This is a genomic window from Phocaeicola sp. RTP21359st1_B8_RTP21360_211022 (assembly GCF_040911965.1).
In the GTDB taxonomy this organism is placed as follows: Bacteria; Bacteroidota; Bacteroidia; order Bacteroidales; family Bacteroidaceae; genus Phocaeicola; species Phocaeicola vulgatus.
Window position 1 is genome coordinate 23,437 of the sequence record NZ_JBDFXP010000023.1, and the last position, 21,839, is coordinate 45,275.

Consider the following 21,839-nt stretch of genomic DNA (forward strand, 5'->3'; position numbering starts at 1 on the left):
GGTCCAAAATGGACCATTACACCCAATATTGTTTACCAGACAAGTAAAAAAAATAATAACAATAAAATAATATACAGAAATGAAAAAAGGTATTCATCCTGAAAACTATCGTCCCGTAGTATTCAAAGACATGTCAAACGGTGATGTATTTTTGTCACGTTCAACTTGTAGCACAAAAGAAACCATCGAATTCGAAGGTGAAACTTATCCGTTGGTAAAACTGGAAATTTCTAATACATCACACCCGTTCTACACTGGTAAATCCAAGTTAGTAGATACAGCTGGTCGTGTAGACAAGTTCATGAGCCGCTACGGCAACCGTATGAAAAAGTAATTTGTAACTTATACATAAGTTCCAAAATAAAAGGCTGCAACCCGATAAGTTTGCAGCCTTTTATTTTATCATACATATCCACCTTTATTTCAAAGATACATCATTATACTTTCCCCCCTTCCATTCATACACTACAGGTTCTTTCCTGATGTATACAACCAATTTTTCCCGTTCCGTCTTTGCCAGATAATCCGGAGTAGTATAAGTAAAAGAAATAATAGGTTTGTCTTCTGATAAAGTGGCTTTCACCAACTCCATATCCGCCTTCTCTCTAATCGCGGCATAAGCCTCATCGGTCAGCGTATCCACCGGCAGATAAAAAGCCCCGACGGAGGGAAGCTGAATAAAATCCTCCTTCGCCAGTTGCTGCCAGTCCGTATTATAAAAACGAACTTCACTATCACAAGCCGGACCGCAAACAGTATTCACTACACAAATCACCTTTACAGAATCATTCAAGGGTAACAGTTTCATTTCCATAGAACTACTTCCGGTGGTTTGCAGAAACAAATAATCATCCGTCAGTCTTTTCAGTTCAGATACTTTGCCAAAACGATTTTTCACTTCCGCTTTCATATTGCTTGCCAGAAAATCCACACAATCCTCACGATTTACCTTTGTCAATAAAGGAGCCACCGAATCGGGCATGGCAATAAAAAGAGTTTTCATATCCTGAGCGTACAATGAAAGCCCACATAACAGCATACCTATTACAAACAATGTCTTTTTCATCACATTTTCAAATTAAAATCCTCCAAAGATACATATTTTGTCAGCTTATTCCCAACCGCATTATATTTTTTTCTATTTTTGTCGGACTGATAACCAACTAAACAAGAAATGCTATGTATTTACACAAAGAGTTAGAGACCCTGACACGACCCGAAATTGAGAAACTACAATTGGAACGACTGCAAAAGACTGTCCGCCATTGCATGAATTCCCCTTTCTATAAACAACGGTTTGCCGAAAATCATCTGAGTCCGGAAGATATCCGTTCATTGGATGATTTACAGAAAATCCCGTTTACCACCAAACAAGATCTACGTGACACTTATCCTTTCGGACTGGCGTCCGTACCTTTGGAAAAAACAGTCCGCCTTCACTCATCCAGTGGAACAACCGGAAATCCCACTGTCATTCTGCATACCCAAAAAGACCTTGACGAATGGGCTAATGCAGTGGCCCGTTGTCTTTATATGGTAGGATTACGTCCGGGAGATATTTTCCAGAACTCTTCCGGCTATGGAATGTTCACCGGCGGGCTGGGCTTTCAATATGGTGCTGAAAGGCTGGGAATGCTGACTGTACCTGCCGCTGCCGGAAACACCAAACGCCAGTTGAAATTCATCTCCGATTTCGGAACCACCGCCTTGCACGCCATTCCCAGTTACGCAGCCCGTATGTACGAGGTAATGCAGGAAATGGGGATTGATCCGCGTCGTGACACCAAATTGAGAACATTGATCATAGGAGCGGAACCTCATTCCGAAGAACAACGCCGCCGCATCGAAGATATGCTGGGTGTAAAAGCCTACAACTCTTTCGGCATGTCCGAAATGTGCGGTCCCGGTGTGGCTTTTGAATGCCAGGAACAAAACGGATTGCATATATGGGAAGACTATTATATCGTAGAAATCATCGACCCCGACACATTGGAACCTGTGCCCGAGGGTGAAGTGGGCGAACTGGTACTGACCACCATCAACCGCGAGGCGATGCCGTTATTGAGATACCGTACCCGTGATCTGACCCGCATTCTGCCGGGGGAATGCCCCTGCGGCCGCCATCACAAACGTCTGGACAGAATGAAAGGGCGCAGCGACGATATGATTATCCTGAAAGGGGTCAATATCTTCCCCATTCAGATTGAAACGATTTTATTGCAATTCAAAGAATTGGGCAGTGACTATCTGATCACACTCGAAACCGCCGAATCTAATGACGAAATGACTGTAGAAGTGGAATTGAGCCAACTGTTCACCGATGACTATGGACGCCTGCAAGCATTGACCCGGGAAATTACCCGCCAACTGAAAGATGAGATATTGGTTACCCCACGTGTGAAACTGGTACCCAAAGGAGCACTGCCTAAATCGGAAGGTAAAGCAGTCCGTGTGAAAGACTTACGTAAAACCTTTTAAAAAATAAGTTTATGACTATACAACAATTATCCGTCTTCATCGAAAACAAATCGGGGACACTACAGAAAGTATTGAACTTATTGAAAGAAGCAGGCATACAGCTGATTGCCTCTACCATTGCCGATACAGTAGAGTATGGTATTTACCGTATCATCTGCTCGGAACCCAAACGCGCATACGAGACGCTGAAAGAGGCAGGAATCTCCGTGGCACTCTCCGATGTGTTCGCCATCACACTAGACAATCAGCCGGGGCGGGCGGCAGACGCCATCACCATTTTCAGTGAAGCCCAAATAGGCATTACTTATCTGTATTCCTTCCTGTTAGGAAATAAAGGCATCTTGATTTTCCGGACAGACAATCCGGACAGAGCAAGGGAAGTGATTATTCTTAATAATCTCTCTTTTGTAGCCGAAAAAGATTTATCAACACTGATTTAAAGTATTCCTTGTAGGGGCGGAGCTGCGTGTCCGCCCCCACAATTATCCTCTGCGTTTCAAGAAATCCGTAGGACTTTCTCCGAAATATTCCTTGTAACACTTGGTAAAATAAGAAGGAGATGTAAAACCTACCTCATACGTTATCTCGGATATGGTTTTCTCAGAAGAAGCCAACAAAGAAGCAGCTTTCTTTAATCTGGCAATACGCACCAGTTCATTGGGAGAATAATTGGTAAGTGCCTTAATCTTACGATAAAGCTGCACCCTGCTTAATCCCATCTTACTGCCTAATTCTTCCACACTTAACTCAGAATCTGTCAAATTTGCTTCTATCAGCTCTCTGAAGCGCTCCACAAATCCTTTATCCACCTCGCTTACAGACTCTTTAGACAAAGTAATCTTATCTCCGAAAAACTGTTTCAACCGCTTATGGTTATCAATCAGATTCCGAAGACGCACCAATAACAATTTGGAATTAAAAGGTTTGGAAATATAAGAATCCGCTCCACATTCAAACCCCTGTATCCGCTGTTCATCCAAAGAACAGGCAGTAAGCAACATCACCGGAATATGAGAAGTCTGTAATTCCATTTTCAGCTTCCTGCAACATTCCAATCCGTCCATCACCGGCATCATCACATCACAGATAATGGCATCAGGCACATATTTCATAGCTTTCTTTAATCCGGCATGTCCGTCGGCAGCCTCTATCACCGTATATTCCTCTTTCAATAATGATTTCACATAGCCACGTACATCCGCATTATCGTCAATTATCAAGATGCATTCCTTATTCTCATCCGGAAGCCTTTCTTCTGTTTCCGTCTCCTCCAATTCCTCCACCACCGTCGGCTGTGCAGTGTGCGGTTCCTGTATCCGATCTACAGACTGCCCCTCCACTATCTCCATAGGAATATCCACCGTAAACACTGTTCCTTTTCCTTCCACACTGTCCACCGTTATCACCCCGCCGTGCAACTCGACAAAAGCCTTTGCCAAAGCAAGACCAATACCTGAGCCTGCATGGTTCACATCCATCTGATAAAAGCGGTCGAAAATATGCCGGATGTGCCGGACAGAGATTCCCGAACCGGTATCAGCAACTACCAGACGGACATATCTTCTATTTTCCTCCTTTATTAAAGTAGAAAGTGTGACAGTGATAGTTCCATTCTCCGGGGTAAACTTAAACGCATTGGACAATAAATTAAAATAGACACGTTCCATCTTTTCGGCATCCAACGCCATCAGACAGTCTGTCCGGTCATCGTTCACGTCCAGAACAAAATGGATATGCTTTCTCAAAGCCAATGTTTGAAATGCATGGCTCCATTCCTGTAATTGCGCACGCAGGTCCATATTGGTTCTCACCAACTCCAGTTTACCATTTTCATACTTACGGAAATCAAGAATCTGGTTGACCAGCCTCAACAGAATATTCACATTCTTATGTACCACTTTCAATAAGGATCGTTGCTTAGAGGTCAAGTCTTTATCCTCTAAAAGCTGTTCCACCGGATCGGCAACCAAAGTAAGCGGAGTACGGAAATCATGAGAAACATTCGTAAAGAAGACCAGTTTGGCATGAGTCGCCTCTTCCAACTGCTTGGAGAGGCTGATCAGTTGGTCGCGTTGTTCCTCCAATTGTTTCTTTTGACGGGACAACTCCATGTTCATCCGGTTCTTTGTCCAATACGCACGGACGATGATCGCCAATAAGGCAGCAAACAGTAACAGGATAATCAGACATGCATACAGAAACATGGTCTGGGCAGAGTATCTTGACCAATATTCGTCCACCTGATTATTCAGCCGTTCTATCTTTCCGTCCTGTTCGGCAATGTGGTCTGTCTGCAACTGCATGACACGGGCATTCGTTTTATCAACAAGGGCTGTTGATAACTTAGTATCCCGTTCATACGGACGCTTCTCCAAAATATCCATCGCCACCTGCATCACTTTATCTCCTCCGGTAGGGTAAATAAAAGTGGCATCCAACACCCCTTCCAGTACCTGCTCCACTCCATACCCCTTGCCAGGCAACGCATCAATACCGACAAACAACATTTCCTTTTCCAACTGTCGCTGTCTGGCCGACAAATAAGCCCCGACAGCCATGCGGTCATTTTGGGCAAAAACCAGATTTATACCCTTATTGTCTTGAAGTATGGAATCCATTTTCTCCCCAGCCACACTTTGCAGCCAGGCTCCGTCCACGCTGGCGGCAATTTCTATTCCAGGCTCTGCCTTCAAGGCATCCGCCAATCCTCTATGACGCTCCATAGCCGGAGTGGAACCTTCCAGTCCCGTTATCTCCAAAATCTTCCCTTTTCCTCCCAAACGGTTCACAATATATTGTCCCACATCTTTGCCAATCTCACAATTATCAGCGCCCACAAAAGCCGTATAACGGTCCGACAAAATCTTACGGTCAATTACCACAACAGGTATTCCCAGCCCGTATGCCTTCTCCACAACAGGAGTGACAGCCGCCGCCTCATTCGGAGCGACAATCAATAAATCAACTTTCCTGTCAATAAAATAGTTGATATCTTCTATCTGATTCCGGCTATTATCTTTCGCGGTACGGATCTCCACCTCCACCCCATCATAAAACAAGGCTTCACGTACAATTTCATGATTCATTTTATGCCGCCATTCGTCATCACTACATTGTGAAACACCAATGTAATAGCGCGTATGTTTCTGACTGCACGATGTCAGAATTCCCATAAGGCATAAAATCAAAAACAAAAGATGTTTTTTCATGTTCCTCAAGGTATTTATAGATAACAAAGATAAAAGGTAACCGCCAATAAAACAAACATCTGCAAGAGAAAGTAAAAAAAGAACATCGCGAAGAACCTGATTACATCTATTTGTATTTACAGGTTCTTCGCGATACAGCCTCAGACAATATGATTTCCAATCCAATTTGAATGAGTATCCGCAACCATTAAAATTTAAATCAACTCATTCTTTAAACGAGCCGGCAACTCAGGCATAGCCCCGTTTTGCGTACATACGTATGCAGAAACCTCAACAGCCAGTTTATGCGCCTCGGCAACCGGCTTTCCCTTCAAAATAGCAGCTACAAAAGTCGCCGTGAACGAATCGCCCGCACCTACCGTATCGGCCACCTCCACCTTCGGAGTCTCTACAAATGAAATCTCACCCGGAGTAAAGACATAACTGCCATTGACACCACACGTTAAAATCAACATCTTCAGATTATATTTCGCCAACAGAATCCAGCATTTATCCTGCAAGTCTATGCCGGGATAACCGAACATACGGCTCACTGTGACCAACTCCTCGTCATTAATCTTTAAAATATTACATTTTTTCATCGAGTTGCAAAGAATCTCCTTCGTATAGAAACCTTGGCGCAAATTCACATCGAAAATTTTACATTGTCCTTCTCCTTCGGGCATCACATCCAGAAAACGGTTGATTGTTTCCCTTGAAACCACACTACGCTGTGCCAACGAGCCGAAGCATACGGAACGGGTATTCTTTGCCAACTCTTCCAAAGCAGGTGTAAAAGGTATATTATCCCAAGCCACCCCTTCTTTTATATCATACATAGGTACCCCATTAGGGTCCAGTTCCACCTGTACGGTTCCTGTGGGATAAGGCACTTTCTCTATCTGATACTTCAAGTTCTTGCCATCAAAATTCTCAAGTATCTCATTACCCAGCTTGTCATCGCCAATCGCACTGACCACCCGGCTGTCAAAACCGAATTGTGACACATGATAAGCGAAGTTTGCCGGAGCACCACCAATTTTCTTTCCTTCGGGCAGCACATCCCATAGTGCCTCACCCATTCCTACGATGATTTGATTCATGATATTATTTACTGTTTACAATTAAAATCATTTCTTTATTTTCAAGGTATACATCAACAAATAGATAACTCCGACAGTCATCACCGCCACAGCGCCACTCTGCCCCATGGCATCACTGGCAACTCCCATGGCCAACGGAAATACCGTACCGCCGAACAGCCCCATAATCATCAATCCGGAAACTTCATTTTTCTTTTCGGGCATGGCAAACAATGCCTGCGAGAATATAATAGAGAACACATTGGAGTTACCGAAACCAATCATGGCAATGCAAATATAAATAATTGTTTCCGAATGGAATATAAATAATCCCACCATTGCCAGCAACATGAACACGACACTGAGAGCAAAGAAAGACTTTGCAGAAGCCTTTTGCAAGATAAAGGCTCCGAGGAAGCACCCCACCGTACGGAAAATAAAATAAAGACTTGTTGCAAAACCGGCCTCAGCCAATGTCATATCCAAACGCTCCATCAAGATTTTAGGAGCCGTTGTATTCGTACCGACATCAATACCGACATGGCACATGATCCCAATGAAAGACAAGAGAATAAACGGTTTTCCCAACAAGGAAAAGCACGCTTTGAAGCCGGACGCTTTATCGGGTTTCTCTTCCTCAATAGGGGTCAGCCCCAACAACACGATGGCAAAAACGGCTATCACCATATAAACAGGAAATAATACCCGCCAGCCAAGCCCGAAAGTAGGAATAGCCTGCATCGCTCCCCACATGGCAATGTAAGGGGCAAGAAAGGAAGCAATAGCTTTTACAAACTGACCGAAAGTCAATGTACTTGCCAACTTTTCCCCCGCAATAATATTACTCAGCAACGGATTCAAAGAGGTTTGCATCAACGCATTACCGATACCCAGTAAAGAGAAAGAAATCAACATAAGCGTATAGCCGTCACCAAATATAGGGAGCAGCAAAGAGGCAAAAGTGACAATCAGACTCAGAAGAACTGTCTTCTTACGCCCTATCTTATTCATCAGAATACCTGTAGGTACGGAGAAAATCAGGAACCAGAAGAAGACCAAGGAAGGAAATATATTGGCTTGAGAGTCTGTCAGATCCAGATCCGCTTTTACATAATTCGATGCAATCCCCACCAGGTCTACAAATCCCATGGCGAAGAAACACAGCATCACCGGAATTAATTTGGCATACAGATTTTTATTGCTATTCATGGCTTTATACTTAGTTTACAAACCTAACTTATATATTGTGAAATTTGAAATCTTCATCTCTCCTCCTTTACTATAAAAACGCAAAGAGTTATAAGGTTCATTCGGGAATACCAGATTAGTCATGGCAACGCGGCCACCGTCAACAAACAACTCCACACTTCCATTATCCACAAAAACTTGAATTTTATGTGCCTTCGCGGTGTTTATCGGAGCCCAAGTCCCCAAAGCAAAATCATTTCTATAATTCACCGTAACCTCTTTATAACGAGCATAACTTTCTTCGGTATCCAAATCATGCGGTTTTACCTTCTTGCCAAAATCTACAATACCACTTTCCGCACGGTCCATTACCACACGTCCCTCCGAAGCGTCCAAATAAATCTTCACCTTCTCACCCAAACTGTTCAGCAATTCAAAACCAGCCTCTTTACCAGCCGACACCAGTTGCAATTCCAGTTCAAAAGCGCCGTCGTTATTTTCAAAAAGTGTTTCTAAACGCTTCTCGCCATTTACTGTAAAATCATCCAGCTTTTTAGAATCTTTCCGCAAGTGCTCCGTTTCCTTTACCGGTGCGGCACTCAGATAAAGCTGTTTGTCTTCTCCCGTATACAGACTCAGCTCACGCGGCAAAGCATTGGCACTGCGGAACTGTTGTATAGGAGTATAGTTAGCATACTGCCAGTTGCTCATCCAAGGTACGGCAATGACACGGTCGCCGGTATTCGAGAAACAAACAGTGGCATAATGGTCTTTTCCCCAGTCGAGCCATTTCACCACCTCGGGTTTCGTATCACATACAAACTGATGCCCGTCAAAGTCGCCTGTAAAATACATCGTACCGCTGCCTCCATAGACAAATCCCGGATTGATATTGACAATCATCACCCATTTCATCCTGGTCCGGTCACCATCTACAGGCAGTTGGATGAAATCCGGACATTCGAACTGATTGGGCTGAGGACCAAATCCTTCTCCAAACTCACTCATGTATTCCCATTGCTTCAAGTTGGCAGATGAATAAAAACGCATATTCTTGTCCGCACTAACAATCATAATCCATTTCTGTTCGGGTTCATACCAAAAGACCTTCGGGTCACGGAAATTCTGTAGTCCGTCAAACGGAGTAAGAACCGGATTCTGTTCATACTTCGTATAAGTACGCCCGTTGTCCGTACTGTATGCCATACTTTGCACCTGGCTCTGCCCACCGGGTATATTACGGTGCGAAGTATAAAAAGCGACAATTGTATTTTCACCGTAGCCTGCGCTGTTATGTTTATCCACAATGGCACTTCCCGAAAAGATATGCCCCAATGTATCACGGGCAATCGCCGGGTCAAGATGCTCCCAATGAACCAAATCCTTGCTCACGGAATGTCCCCAGTGCATATTTCCCCATACGGAGCCGTATGGATTATATTGAAAATAAAGGTGATATTCACCGTCTTTATAAACCAGTCCGTTGGCATCATTCATCCAGCCATAAAGCGGAGTGTGATGATAAACCGGACGGAACTTATCCCTGTTTGCCGTATCAAATGTATCCGAAACCCGGATGCTGTCCCAACACAGCGCATCTGCCGCCACCTTCTTTATAATGACAGTAGCTTCCTCACTTCCCTGAGGCAAGGCAAACGGAACATAATATTCAACGCTGTCTGTAGCCAGACGCACATCCATATCGGTATCTGCGGGGCTCCCAGTATCCAGCCTTACCAGTCCTTCCTTGCTGCTCTCCTGAATCGGAAGCAACAAATATTTAGCGGGACGGGCAATATGTACGATTGTCACCGTATCTCCCTGATGTTCGAAAACCAGGTCATTTTTTTGTGACTGACAAGAAACAGCGCCTCCTGTAAAGGCTAAACCTAATGCAAGGTTAACAAGATTTGTTTTCATGAAGTATAGGATATTAAAAGTTTTGTTTGATTGTTTTTCGTTATCGGCAAAGTTAACGGAAACCTGCCTTACCGGCTGAAACATTTGTTTCATTCTTATGTATAAATGTTACTTTTCCACCATAAAGAAGAATTAAATCCCTCTTGAATCAGAATGTTATTTTCGCCGCAAATTCTACGGTGAACGGACGGATATAGCTGCCTGCCATCCATGCGCCGTTATATGCCGCCGCATTCTCCTTATCTACCAGCTCGGCTCCCGAAATACTTCCTTTCGCCCCGGTCTGGTTCAAGAAGTTTATCACAGTTCCGCTTAAGGACAGATGTTTGTTCACATTCCAGTTTATTCCACCGAATGTTTCCCAACGGCCGTTGAAATAATAAGCATTTTTAATATTTGCATACGTCTTGCTGAAGTAACGGAAACTGGCCCATACCTTCAAGTCTTTGGTAATGTTGTAACTAGGGTCCAGCTCAATCAGCACCTTCGGAATTTCGGTAACGATATTGCCGGTGGCATTGATACCCGATGTTGTCCCGTCACTAAAGGTCACTCCCGTTTCATACTTCTTATACTTCGGGCTTTGGTAAGTGAACAGGAAGTGGAAATCAAATCCTTTGAAAGGTTTCACCACCGCATCCGTCGTCCACCCTATTGTTTCAATATCATAACTCAATGCAGCCGCCTTAATATCCTTATCATTATTCGGATTAATCAGATTCAAGGTAGAGTTGTTGTTAGTCTTGGCAATGTAACTGAACAGTGAGGTCAGACTAATCCAGTCATTATTGAAATAAATACCCGCACGCCCCAACGGAATCGTAATCTTATCTACATTCGGCATCTCGGCAGGAGCAAAGTTCGACATATTCGGCCGCTGGGTATTGTAGGTGAAATCGGCGGTAAAGCCAAACTGCTTTGTCATTTTATAAGTGGCGGCAGCCGTGAAAGCCATGTTCAGCCAGTTGTAACTGAAATAACGGGGAGCTATCTTCGTACCATCGGCTGCAACTGCCCCGATATGATAACCGGCAAAGCGGCCTACCGGATTGCCTTCGGCATTATATACCGCCAGGTTCTTTCCTGCCAGACGCTGGTACTCGAAGCGTGCGCCATAATACACATTCCATTTATCGGTGATGTCCCAGTCGTGAGTAGCATAAAGAGCCAGTTTGTTTTCATGTCCTTTGTAATATTCGGAAGCATTCTGGTTCAGATTATAATAAGGAGTGTTTCCGTAATGATGAATATCCTTCGTATCGGCGCTGTACAACATTTGGGGATATTCTTCCACCGTATGGTCATACATGGTAGTGTTCGAAGCATAGTCCACATCATAATACCATTCGTTCACCCCCACACGCCAAGTCATATCATCATACTTCCGCGACAACTCGGTGGTAAAGAAGAACTCATCTATATTCCCCCGGTTGAAACAGGACATGCGGCTCTGTACATATCCCTCATAAGGATTCAATGTTCCATCCAGTCCTTTGGTGCTATAGCCGTCGGCTCCTACTTTCTGCTCCATAGACATCGGAGTCTGGTACAGATAGGAACCCAAAGCATGGTCATACTTCATATTGATTTTCCACTCCAACCCGTTATCCCACCGGTAACGGTTCAGAACCGTCAACTGATTTCCTTTACTGGCCGTAGCATCATACAGACTGATCTTTTTCATCTCGCCGGTACGCATGTCCATATAAACCATATCCGATACATTGGGCAGATAAGAAGAAGTGCCCAGTCCGAAACCGGGAATTTCCTTCACACTCCCATCGCCTACATAAATAAATGGTGCACCGGTGGTAGCATTGGACAACCAATGGCTGTTGCTGTAATGGTAGATGGCAGAGAGCTGTCCACGTCCTTCATTGTAGAACTTGGTCAAGGCAAACTTATAGATCTGAGTCCGGTCCTGATATTGCGCAAAACGCAGTTTGAACGAACCCGGATCAAAATTCTGATAGATGCTGCCGCTGTAAAACCAATCTTTTCCGATGCTTCCATTCAGATTGAAGTCAAATTGCTGTTTACCGAAATGATTGGTGCCGTAGTTCAGCACACCATTCATTTTCTTCTCTTTATCCAAGCCGAGTTCCGTAAACGAATTGACAGCATAACCTATATTACCGGTAGTAATCGCTGTTTCGGAAATCTTCAGCAATCCGGTATGTCCCAAGCTGCTGTCTCCGCGCCAATGCGTGTTTACATTATGAGGATTCGAATTATATACCACAGGCAGACCATTTTCGAGTACATTCACATCACCACCGGGCAGACCGATAGAGATTTCACGAGGACCATTGGCACTAGCCGCATTCAACATGACATTGCGATTGCCTTCCTCTTTCGAATCAGAGGACACTTTGGTAGAATCTTGTTGTGCATAACCATTCAAGCAAGCGGCGGCAAGTAAAATAATGACCGCTCCCATCCGGTTCTTTTGCTGATTTTTGTTCATAGCATTAAATGTTTTTAGAAGTTTTTCTGAGGCAAAGGTAGGGGACAGCCGGCAACCTCTATAAAACATTTGTTACAGCTGCCGGCATTTTTGTTTCATTGCAACAAAAGTGACGGATTATGTAACATTTCTCGTGAACCATACGCCTTTTCACCTCTAAAAACAAATTCATGCCAATTTTCCTTCAGCCTTCAGTTTGGGCTGTTTTTCCCCATTCCATCGAAGAAAACACCTGAAGGATAATCCTTCAGCCTACTGTCAGCCCGCCTCCTCTTTTTCTATCCGAAGTATGCCGGTAATCAGCATAAAACACTTACCTTTACAGCACACCAACTGAAAAGAAAGACACCACAATGAAAGGAAAATCCCTCAAACCTTCAAGGGAAACATCTAATTTGCCCGTATAAGCTCTTTTCTCCTATGAATTAATAGGTTTTTCCAGTATGATTAAGTACTTTTGTCCTGAATACTAAGACAGACTCCGATGGCAGACTGTACAATCCACTATAGCAGACCGTACAGTCCACTACAGTAAACCGTACGGTCCATTGCCTGCGTCTATAGAAGTTAATAGAAAGAATCCCCTTAGCGTTCGGCAAGAAACGACTTAATCTCCCTATTAAAAAGCATTAAACATGGCAGCAAAGTATGATTTCAAAACCTCCCCCGACATACAGGGAGAGAAGGAACAGCCCACCCTGTATCCGCAAATTGTAGTATCGGGCACAAAAAACCTGAAAGACCTGGCTAAAGACATCGCCCGGCGTTCCACCGTCCACGAAGGGACCGTCGTCGGTCTGTTATGTGACCTGGAAAGCATTATCGCCAATTACCTGGCAGACGGTTATAACGTAAAACTGGGAGAACTGGGCACATTCTCGGCCACACTGACTTGCCGCAAGGTAACGGACAAAAGCGAGATACGCGCCGCATCGGTACATTTTGACAACATAAAGTTCAAACCCACCCGGAAATTCCGTAAGGAAGTACGAAGCAAAGGGAAGCTGGAACGGGCGGAATATGGTTTCCGGACCTCCTCCACCCGATATTCAGCAGAAGAACGCTTTGTACGGCTGACAAATTATCTGAAAGAGCACTCCATTATCACTTGCAAGGAATATTGTGCCTTGACAGGGTTGCTGAAAACAAAAGCCGGCAGCGAACTACGCCAATGGAGCAGCGAAAAGAAAATAGAAAGAAACGGACGCGCCCCGCACGTGATATACAGGGCGATGCCGGAAGGCTGAAAAGGTATCCTTTCACCTGCTTCCCCCCTCTCCCGGAACCTTTATTCTTTCCGGGTGCGGCTGGTGGCTATGAGATACGCCCCCAGCAGAATCAGCGGCACACTGAGCCACTGCCCTATGTTAAAAGTCATATCCGCCTCTTCGGCAACCTGCGGATTCTTCATAAACTCCAGAGCAAAGCGAGTGCCAAAGAATATAAGCAAGCTTACTCCGGTTATTAATCCCACCCTCTTTTGTAAATGGTATGTATGGTACATCACCCAGGCAGTTACACCGGCAACCAGGCAATACAGCATTTCATAAATCTGAGTAGGATGGCAAGGCAAACCTTCATACAGCTGATGCCACTCCCGGGAACGGACAAATTCAAATCCCCAAGGCAACGTGGTGGGATATCCGAATATCTCGGAATTCATTAAATTACCAAAACGGATACAGAAGCAGACAATCGCCACAGCAGGTATCATGCGGTCAAACAACCACCACACACTTTTCCGGGTTACTTTTTTCGAGTACCACATCAGAGCCAGAATGATGGCGAACACCCCTCCGTGACTTGCCAGCCCGCCTTTCCAAATCTTGAATATTTCAACAGGATGGGCGCCATAATAGTCCCATTCATAAAACAAACAGTGCCCCAGACGGGCGCCAATGACCGTACTGACTATGCAATAGACAAAAAGCTTGTCCACCCACTCTTCCGGATACTTCTCTTTTTTGAATAAACGGCTTACCATTTCATAAGCCAATATGAAACCAAGGCCCCACATCAGCCCATACCAACGCACTTCCCAACTACCTACTTTAAATAAGATAGGATCCACATCCCATACAATACTTGCTATCATTGTTCTATTTCTTTGTTTATGAACACAAAGGAAATAAAAAAATCTCTTCTCCGGAATAAAACAGAGAAGAGATTTTCAGAATATCGTTCTTTTTGAGGAAACCTCTTTATACCAAATGGGCAATCAGTTCCTCACGGTCGCCGCACAGCAGATCAATTACAGGAACTTCGATCATGGTATAACATCCGGGCTGCTGTTTCATGGAGGCGCGTGCCACGCAAACCAGCACCTGCGCGGTAAGAGCCGGATTATTAATCTTCATGTCAAACTCGAACAACTGATTGTGAGTCTTGCCCGATACCCCTTTGCGAACCAGGTTAACGCCATGACCCACGTCGTTCAAATCGTCCACACATGGAACTTGTTTTACATGTGTCTCGTCATTTACAAAATAAGGATCCGACTTGATGGCGGCTTCCACAGTCTTGAAGTCCGCACCTTCTTCCAGTTCCACATACACCATACGGCGATGGATACCGGTTCCCACAGGAATAGTCATGGACAAAGCATCCTTCACTCCATCAATGGCACGGACTGCTACGGAATGCCCCATGCTGCGTCCCGGACCGAAATTGGTATAAGTAATGCCCTTCGGAGCGATGGCTTCCAGCAGTGTACGGACTACAGAATCGCTTCCCGGATCCCATCCGGCAGAAATAATAGCGACAGCCTTACCGGCCTTTGCCGACTCATCCAATGAACGGCGGAGAGAAGTGATTTGTGTATGAATGTCGAAACTATCTACCGTATTGATACCCATTGCCAGAATCTCTTTCGCATATTCTTCCACGCTACGGGTCGGAGTAGCCAGCACAGCCACATCCACATCTTTCAATTCCTTTATATCTTTCACCACAGCGTATGCTTCCAACTCGGCAGGCTTGTTTTCCGCACCGCTACGACGGACGATACCTGCAATCTCAAAATCGGGAGCAGCTTCCAAAGCCTCCACTACATACTGACCAATGTTACCGTATCCAACCACGGCCGCTCTTATTTTTTTCATCTTTTATTGGGTTTAGTTTACTATTATCTGTTAATTCGCTGCAAAAATAAACATTTTGCCTCGTTTTTTTGTTCACTACGACCTAATAATTTAAAAATATTCTTGCCGAACTTATAATTTAAAAGATAGATGTCCTATTTTTGCAAAGAACTGTAAATTTTCAAATGAAACAACCATGATAGAATATATTAAAGGAGACATTGCGGAGATTACTCCGGCAACGGTGGTTTTAGATTGTAACGGGATGGGGTATGGCATCAATATCTCATTGAATACGTATTCGGCCATTCAGAATCAGAGCAATACGAAATTATATATTTATGAAGCGATCCGGGAAGATGCCTACGTACTCTACGGATTCTCGACCAAACAGGAACGGGAGTTGTTTTTGTTACTGATTTCCGTATCGGGCATCGGCGGCAACACGGCACGTATGATTCTGTCGGCCTTATCCCCTTCCGAGCTGTGCGGAGTAATCAGTTCCGGTAATGACAAGTTATTGAAAACGGTAAAAGGCATCGGCCTGAAAACTGCCCAACGCATCATAGTGGACTTAAAGGACAAGATCGCCACTTCGGGCGTGGAGACGGTGAACAGTGAAATGTTTGCCAATCCGGGCAATACGGAAATTCATGACGAGGCTGTCGCCGCACTCACCATGCTGGGATTCGCACAAGCCGCATCACAAAAGGTAGTGGCTGCCATACTGAAAGAGGAGCCTGCCGCCCCGGTAGAGAAAGTGATCAAGCTGGCCTTGAAGCGATTGTAAGGGCTGTACATGAAACAAGGAACACGGACAATGCGGACTTTGGGGAGATTCTCTTCAGGATCCGCATTGTTTGTGTTCCCATCCACATTACTTCTCTTCCTCCTGTTCCTGCATTTTGCGGGTTACAAACTCTATTTTCAAGTTCGCTTCTTTCTTATCTTTACGGATTTGTTCCATGCCGGACAGGATGCGCGCCAACTCCGTCAATTCTGCAATCGCCTTACGGTCATTGGGTTGCATAGCCGTTTTATAAGTACGGTCTCCGATAAACTGAAGTTGGATATTCTTATCTTTGTTCGCTACAATAAAAGCGATAACGCCGCCGTCTTCCCCCATCTTGTAATCGGCCTTCTCGATTGCACGGCCCAAGTCAGTGGTTTCATAGCTGTCTTTCGAGGCGGGAGTTTCGGCAAAGGTATCCCCCACACTCACTTTCACCGCCGTATGATGCAACGTACCGCCAGCACAATAAATAGAGGTAAGGGACATTTCCCCCTGCTCGTTCACCTGTCCGCGCAAGAATGAACGGCCTATATTCTTTTCTACCGTCTGGGTGGGATAAAAATAGTTACCCACCTCCTGATATGCAGTATCTTTCTCAAGAACAAAATTACCCTTGACGGAATCCAGCTGAGCTTGTTTCACCACCATCATGCTATCCAGGTAAATCAGACTTTTCCGCTGTTCTTTCAAATCCACCTGCTGCATCAGCTTGACTCCCTGTTTTCTGGCTTCAAACGCTTTCGGATAAAGGATGCGGATACTGTCTATCTGCAATTTGGCCTCATTAAAGTTCTCTTTTTCTAAAGCCGCTTCGGCCTTACGCAAATTTTCTTGCGCTTTCTTCTCGCCGCCATCATCACAACCGGCCAGCAACAAGGCAAATAATGCTACTAATCCTATCTTTTTCATGTACTTGATCGTTTTATATGCAGGCAAAAATACAATTTAATTGCGTGATTTCTCCTTATCCTGCGCAAAAAATCGTAAATTTGCCCCTCTTTAAGATGAATATGGAACTAAAAGAACACTTTAATAATAAGATATTCAAGTTAATCTCCGAAACGGCAGACGAACTGGGATTGGAATGTTACGTTGTAGGAGGTTATGTACGAGATATATTCCTGAAGCGTCCCTCGAAGGATATAGATGTAGTCGTAGTAGGGAGCGGAATTGAAATGGCACAGGCCTTCGGCAGGAAGCTGGGACGTGGGGCACACGTTTCTGTTTTTAAAAACTTCGGTACGGCACAAGTTAAATACCATGACACGGAAGTGGAATTTGTCGGTGCCCGTAAAGAGTCGTACAGCCATGACAGCCGCAAGCCTGTAGTAGAGGACGGCACCTTGGAGGATGACCAAAACCGGCGCGATTTCACGATCAATGCCATGGCAGTGTGCCTGAACAAAGCACGTTTCGGTGAACTGGTAGATCCTTTTAACGGGCTGGACGATTTGAAAGAGAGAACTATCCGTACACCGCTGGACCCGGACATCACTTTCAGTGACGATCCGCTCCGCATGATGCGTTGTGTCCGGTTTGCCACACAACTGAACTTCTATATTGACGACACCACTTTCGAAGCACTGTCACGCAACAAGGAACGCATTCATATTATCTCCAAAGAGCGCATCGCCGACGAGTTGAACAAGATCCTGCTCGCCCCCATACCGTCCAAAGGCTTTATAGAACTGGACCGCTGCGGACTGCTGCCTTTGATTTTCCCCGAACTGGTGGCGCTGCAAGGAGTGGAAACCCGGAACGGGCGTGCCCATAAAGACAACTTCTATCATACCCTGGAAGTTGTGGACAATATTTCCAAACATACCGACAACCTATGGCTGCGTTGGGCTACGCTGTTGCATGATATAGGCAAGCCACGTACCAAACGCTGGGAGCCACGTATAGGATGGACTTTCCATAATCATAACTTTATCGGTGAGAAAATGGTTCCGGATCTCTTCCGCAAGATGAAACTGCCCATGAATGAGAAGATGAAATATGTCCAAAAGTTGGTCAGCCTGCACATGCGCCCCATTGTTATCGCAGATGATGTAGTAACCGATTCCGCCGTGCGACGTCTGCTTTTTGAAGCCGGAGATGATATTGACGACTTGATGATGCTGTGCGAAGCGGACATCACTTCAAAAAATGAAGCACGAAAACAAAAATTCCTGGATAACTTCAAACTGGTACGCCAGAAGCTGAAAGACCTGGAAGAAAAAGACCGGATACGCAATTTCCAACCTCCGGTAGACGGAGAAGAAATTATGCGGATATTCGACCTGCAGCCCTGCCGTGAAATAGGCAGTCTGAAAAGTTCTATCAAGGATGCCATACTGGATGGAATCATCCCTAATGAGCATGATGCTGCTTTAGAACACATGTTGAAGAAAGCAAAAAGCATGGGATTAACTCCAAAAAACTTATAAGAAATTGACCATACACTATACCAAAGGAGAAGAGTGGGCCAATACCCTGTCACATGGCGTTGGTATCCTGATAGGTATCGCCGGCGGCGGTTATCTGTTGCTTACTGCCATGAAAAGTGGCAATCCGTGGGCAACAGGCGGCATGTGGCTCTACCTATTCGGTATGCTGTCTTCCTATATCAGCTCCACTTGGTATCATGCCAGCAAACCATCTCCTCACCGCGAAGTGTTGCGCAAATTCGATCATGCTTCGATTTATCTGCATATCGCAGGCAGCTATTCCCCCATCATGCTGATAGCCTTGCGGGAAGCAGATTATTGGGGATGGGGAATTCTTAGTTTCGTATGGCTATGCGCCCTCGCCGGGATCATTCTATGTTTTTGTAACCTGAAAGAACATAGCAACCTGGAAACAATTTGCTATATAGCCATGGGATGCAGCATTTTTGTAGGTTTCAAGCCGCTCTGCCAACATGTGCCTCCCGCTTTTATTTATTGGTTAATCGGTGAAGGAGTGTCTTACATCACCGGAGCTGTCTTTTATTCCTTCCCCAAATTGCCCTATATGCACTCTGTTTTCCATCTGTTCGTATTAGGAGGAACGGTCTGCCACATGATGGCATTGTGGTACATTTTATAACCTTCCCATCTTCAATAAGTTATCCGTTTTGGAAAACTTTTATCCATTTTTTAAATAGAAAGTTTCCCAAAATGTTATACCTTTGCAGCTGTCCGACAAGGTGAAGTTAACCACTTCCAAGAGGGAATGCCGTGAAAATCAGCAACAGTACCCGCTGCTGTAATTCTCGTAGAGCTGAAACAATATGCCACTACAAAACCATTTGCGGGAAGGCGTTTTAAGGGAGAGATAAGTCAGAAAACCTGCCTGGAAGGACAGCCAAGTTTTTTAAATTAACAATTAATTTTTCAAACAATGAATTACGCTGAGATTTGTATTATTAAGCGTGATGGAAAGCGGGAAGACTTTTCCATCAGTAAAATTAAAAATGCAATCGGCAAGGCATTCCATGCCTCCGGAATTGACAATGAAGACAAACTGATTGCTGAAATTACCATGCGGGTTATCAGCAATTTCGTATCTCCAACCATCAGTGTGGAAGAGATTCAGGATCTGGTAGAAAAGGAACTGATGAAAGTACGTCCCGAAGTGGCCAAGAAATATATTATTTATCGCGAATGGCGGAATACGGAACGCGACCGTAAAACGCAAATGAAGCACATCATGGACGGCATTGTAGCCATCGACAAAAATGATGTCAACCTGAGTAATGCCAACATGTCCAGCCATACTCCCGCCGGACAGATGATGACTTTTGCCTCGGAAGTTACTAAAGATTATACCTATAAATACCTGTTGCCTAAAAAATATGCCGAAGCACATCAGTTGGGCGACATACATATACATGATTTGGATTACTATCCCACCAAGACTACCACTTGTATCCAATATGACCTGGATGACTTGTTCGAACGCGGCTTCCGCACTAAAAACGGAAGTATCCGTACTCCACAGTCCATTCAAAGTTATGCCACTCTGGCCACCATCATATTCCAGACAAACCAGAACGAGCAACACGGCGGACAAGCTATTCCCGCCTTCGACTTCTTTATGGCGGAAGGGGTCCGGAAGACATTTCGCAAACATCTGAAAACTTTAACCGAGTTTTATATAGAAGTAGAGGGAAAAGAACCCGGAACAGAGGCTCTCAAGAAAATTGAAGAGAAAGCATACGCCATGACGCGCAAAGATACACATCAGGCCATGGAAGGATTCATCCACAACCTGAACACCATGCATTCGCGAGGGGGAAACCAAGTCGTGTTCAGTTCCATCAATTATGGAACAGACACTTCTCCCGAAGGCCGCATGGTCATAGAGGAACTGCTGAAAGCTACCATCGAAGGCCTGGGTACCCGTGGCGAAGTACCGGTCTTCCCCATACAGATATTCAAGGTTAAAGACGGAGTATCTTATTCCGAAGAGGACTATAAGAAAGCCATGGAAAACTTCGAAGCGGCACTGGAAGGCAAAATGGAATTCCAGACTCCCAATTTCGACTTGTTTCTGAAAGCCTGCCGTACCACCGCAAAAGCCTTATTCCCTAATTTTATGTTTTTGGATACTCCTTATAACAAAAATGAGAAATGGGATATCAAGGACCCTAAACGTTACCGCTATGAACTGGCAACTATGGGATGCCGTACCCGCGTATACGAAAATATAGCAGGTGAAAAAAGTTCATTAGGACGTGGCAACCTGTCATTCACCACCATGAATATGCCCCGGCTGGCCATCGAAGCACGCATCAAGGCAGAAAGTCTGGAAGAGTCAGGCAAGAAAGAGGCCATAGAAAGAAAAGCAAAAGAAATATTCATGGAAAGTGTACATGCTTTGTCCGAACTGATTGCCGAACAATTGTATGCACGCTACCAGTATCAACGTACAGCCTTGGCACGCCAGTTCCCTTTCATGATGGGGAATGATGTGTGGAAAGGCGGAGGAAAACTTTCGCCCAACGACCAGGTGGGGGATGTATTGCGTCAAGGCACATTAGGGATAGGCTTTATCGGCGGACACAATGCCATGATGGCTCTTTATGGAGAAGGTCACGCACATAGCCAGAAAGCATGGGATACATTATTCGAAGCCGTTACGGAAATGAATAAAGTGGCAGACGAATACAAACAGAAATATCAGTTGAATTTCTCCGTACTTGCCACTCCTGCCGAAGGACTTTCCGGACGCTTCACCCGTATGGACCGCCGCAAATACGGCATCATTCCCGGCGTGACGGACAATGACTATTATGTAAACTCTTTCCACGTAGATGTAAAAGAGCCCATCACCATCACCGAGAAGATAAAACGGGAAGCTCCTTTCCACGCCATTACCCGCGGAGGGCATATCACTTACGTGGAACTGGACGGAGAAGCTCAGAAAAATGTAAAAGCCATAGCCAAGATTGTAAAAGTAATGCATGACGAAGGCATTGGATACGGTTCCATCAACCATCCTGTTGATACTTGTCAGGCTTGCGGTTACAAAGGAGTCATTTACGACAAGTGCCCTGTTTGCCAGAGCGAGAATATAATGCGAATGCGTCGCATTACCGGGTATTTGACAGGCGACCTCAGCACTTGGAATTCAGCCAAGCGTGCTGAAGAACGTGACCGGGTAAAGCATGGATAATCA

General features: G+C 44.9%; 17 protein-coding genes and 1 riboswitch. Of the genes, 8 read left to right on the top strand and 9 right to left on the bottom strand.

Annotated elements, in window-relative coordinates; all coding sequences use genetic code 11:
- The first annotated feature begins 79 nt into the window (after positions 1-79).
- Positions 80-334 carry a type B 50S ribosomal protein L31 gene (locus AB5062_RS12945; RefSeq protein WP_005838658.1) on the top strand — a complete coding sequence of 85 codons (255 nt, stop codon included), beginning with the start codon at positions 80-82 and terminating at the stop codon, positions 332-334.
- Positions 335-418: 84 nt separating this feature from the next.
- Here the strand turns inward: AB5062_RS12945 and AB5062_RS12950 are convergent, their stop codons facing one another.
- Positions 419-1,066: a DUF3256 family protein gene (locus tag AB5062_RS12950; protein WP_005838660.1), complete on the bottom strand. Its 648-nt coding sequence runs from the start codon at positions 1,064-1,066 to the stop codon at positions 419-421.
- A 113-nt stretch (positions 1,067-1,179) separates the two neighbouring features.
- On the opposite strand from AB5062_RS12950, the gene AB5062_RS12955 reads away from it, so the two are divergent.
- Complete coding sequence (locus tag AB5062_RS12955) at positions 1,180-2,478, top strand: phenylacetate--CoA ligase family protein (RefSeq protein WP_005838662.1); 1,299 nt, start codon at positions 1,180-1,182, stop codon at positions 2,476-2,478.
- A gap of 11 nt (positions 2,479-2,489) precedes the next feature.
- Entirely contained in the window at positions 2,490-2,918 is a 429-nt protein-coding gene (locus AB5062_RS12960; protein WP_005838664.1) for an amino acid-binding protein, read from the top strand.
- A gap of 42 nt (positions 2,919-2,960) precedes the next feature.
- Here the strand turns inward: AB5062_RS12960 and AB5062_RS12965 are convergent, their stop codons facing one another.
- The 5 genes from AB5062_RS12965 to AB5062_RS12985 form a co-directional block, all read right to left on the bottom strand.
- On the bottom strand, positions 2,961-5,687 hold the full coding sequence (locus AB5062_RS12965) for a substrate-binding domain-containing protein (RefSeq protein ID WP_032952602.1): 2,727 nt from the start codon (positions 5,685-5,687) through the stop codon (positions 2,961-2,963).
- Between the two features lie 194 nt (positions 5,688-5,881).
- On the bottom strand, positions 5,882-6,769 hold the full coding sequence (locus AB5062_RS12970) for a carbohydrate kinase (protein WP_005838670.1): 888 nt from the start codon (positions 6,767-6,769) through the stop codon (positions 5,882-5,884).
- Between the two features lie 27 nt (positions 6,770-6,796).
- Entirely contained in the window at positions 6,797-7,957 is a 1,161-nt protein-coding gene (locus tag AB5062_RS12975) for an MFS transporter (protein ID WP_008667877.1), read from the bottom strand.
- Positions 7,958-7,972: 15 nt separating this feature from the next.
- On the bottom strand, positions 7,973-9,856 hold the full coding sequence (locus tag AB5062_RS12980) for a DUF4980 domain-containing protein (protein WP_032952610.1): 1,884 nt from the start codon (positions 9,854-9,856) through the stop codon (positions 7,973-7,975).
- 148 nt (positions 9,857-10,004) lie between these two features.
- The gene (locus AB5062_RS12985) at positions 10,005-12,323 is read right to left on the bottom strand and encodes a TonB-dependent receptor (protein WP_005838677.1); all 2,319 of its coding nucleotides are present in this window, start codon (positions 12,321-12,323) and stop codon (positions 10,005-10,007) included.
- A gap of 635 nt (positions 12,324-12,958) precedes the next feature.
- Here AB5062_RS12985 and AB5062_RS12990 point away from each other — a divergent pair.
- Positions 12,959-13,570, top strand: coding sequence for an HU family DNA-binding protein (locus AB5062_RS12990; RefSeq protein ID WP_008667872.1), 612 nt, complete (start codon positions 12,959-12,961; stop codon positions 13,568-13,570).
- Positions 13,571-13,611: 41 nt separating this feature from the next.
- Here the strand turns inward: AB5062_RS12990 and lgt are convergent, their stop codons facing one another.
- A complete protein-coding gene (gene lgt / locus AB5062_RS12995; RefSeq protein ID WP_005838681.1) occupies positions 13,612-14,418 on the bottom strand; it encodes a prolipoprotein diacylglyceryl transferase in 807 nt (268 codons plus the stop codon).
- 106 nt (positions 14,419-14,524) lie between these two features.
- Entirely contained in the window at positions 14,525-15,424 is a 900-nt protein-coding gene (locus AB5062_RS13000; RefSeq protein WP_005838684.1) for a diaminopimelate dehydrogenase, read from the bottom strand.
- A gap of 175 nt (positions 15,425-15,599) precedes the next feature.
- Here AB5062_RS13000 and ruvA point away from each other — a divergent pair, with 175 nt between their 5' ends.
- The gene (gene ruvA / locus AB5062_RS13005; protein ID WP_005838686.1) at positions 15,600-16,193 is read left to right on the top strand and encodes a Holliday junction branch migration protein RuvA; all 594 of its coding nucleotides are present in this window, start codon (positions 15,600-15,602) and stop codon (positions 16,191-16,193) included.
- 87 nt (positions 16,194-16,280) lie between these two features.
- On the opposite strand, the gene AB5062_RS13010 is transcribed toward ruvA, so the two are convergent.
- Positions 16,281-17,105, bottom strand: a complete 825-nt coding sequence (locus AB5062_RS13010; protein WP_005838688.1) for a hypothetical protein — start codon at positions 17,103-17,105, stop codon at positions 16,281-16,283.
- Between the two features lie 17 nt (positions 17,106-17,122).
- Between AB5062_RS13010 and AB5062_RS13015 the strand changes: the two genes are divergently transcribed.
- From AB5062_RS13015 to AB5062_RS13025, 3 genes are all read left to right on the top strand, one after another.
- A complete protein-coding gene (locus AB5062_RS13015; protein WP_016271850.1) occupies positions 17,123-18,625 on the top strand; it encodes a CCA tRNA nucleotidyltransferase in 1,503 nt (500 codons plus the stop codon).
- Positions 18,626-18,629: 4 nt separating this feature from the next.
- Positions 18,630-19,265, top strand: coding sequence for a hemolysin III family protein (locus AB5062_RS13020; RefSeq protein ID WP_005838692.1), 636 nt, complete (start codon positions 18,630-18,632; stop codon positions 19,263-19,265).
- An 81-nt stretch (positions 19,266-19,346) separates the two neighbouring features.
- A riboswitch (cobalamin riboswitch) is annotated at positions 19,347-19,530 on the top strand.
- A 29-nt stretch (positions 19,531-19,559) separates the two neighbouring features.
- Complete coding sequence (locus tag AB5062_RS13025) at positions 19,560-21,836, top strand: anaerobic ribonucleoside triphosphate reductase (protein WP_005853610.1); 2,277 nt, start codon at positions 19,560-19,562, stop codon at positions 21,834-21,836.
- The last annotated feature ends 3 nt before the right edge of the window (positions 21,837-21,839 follow it).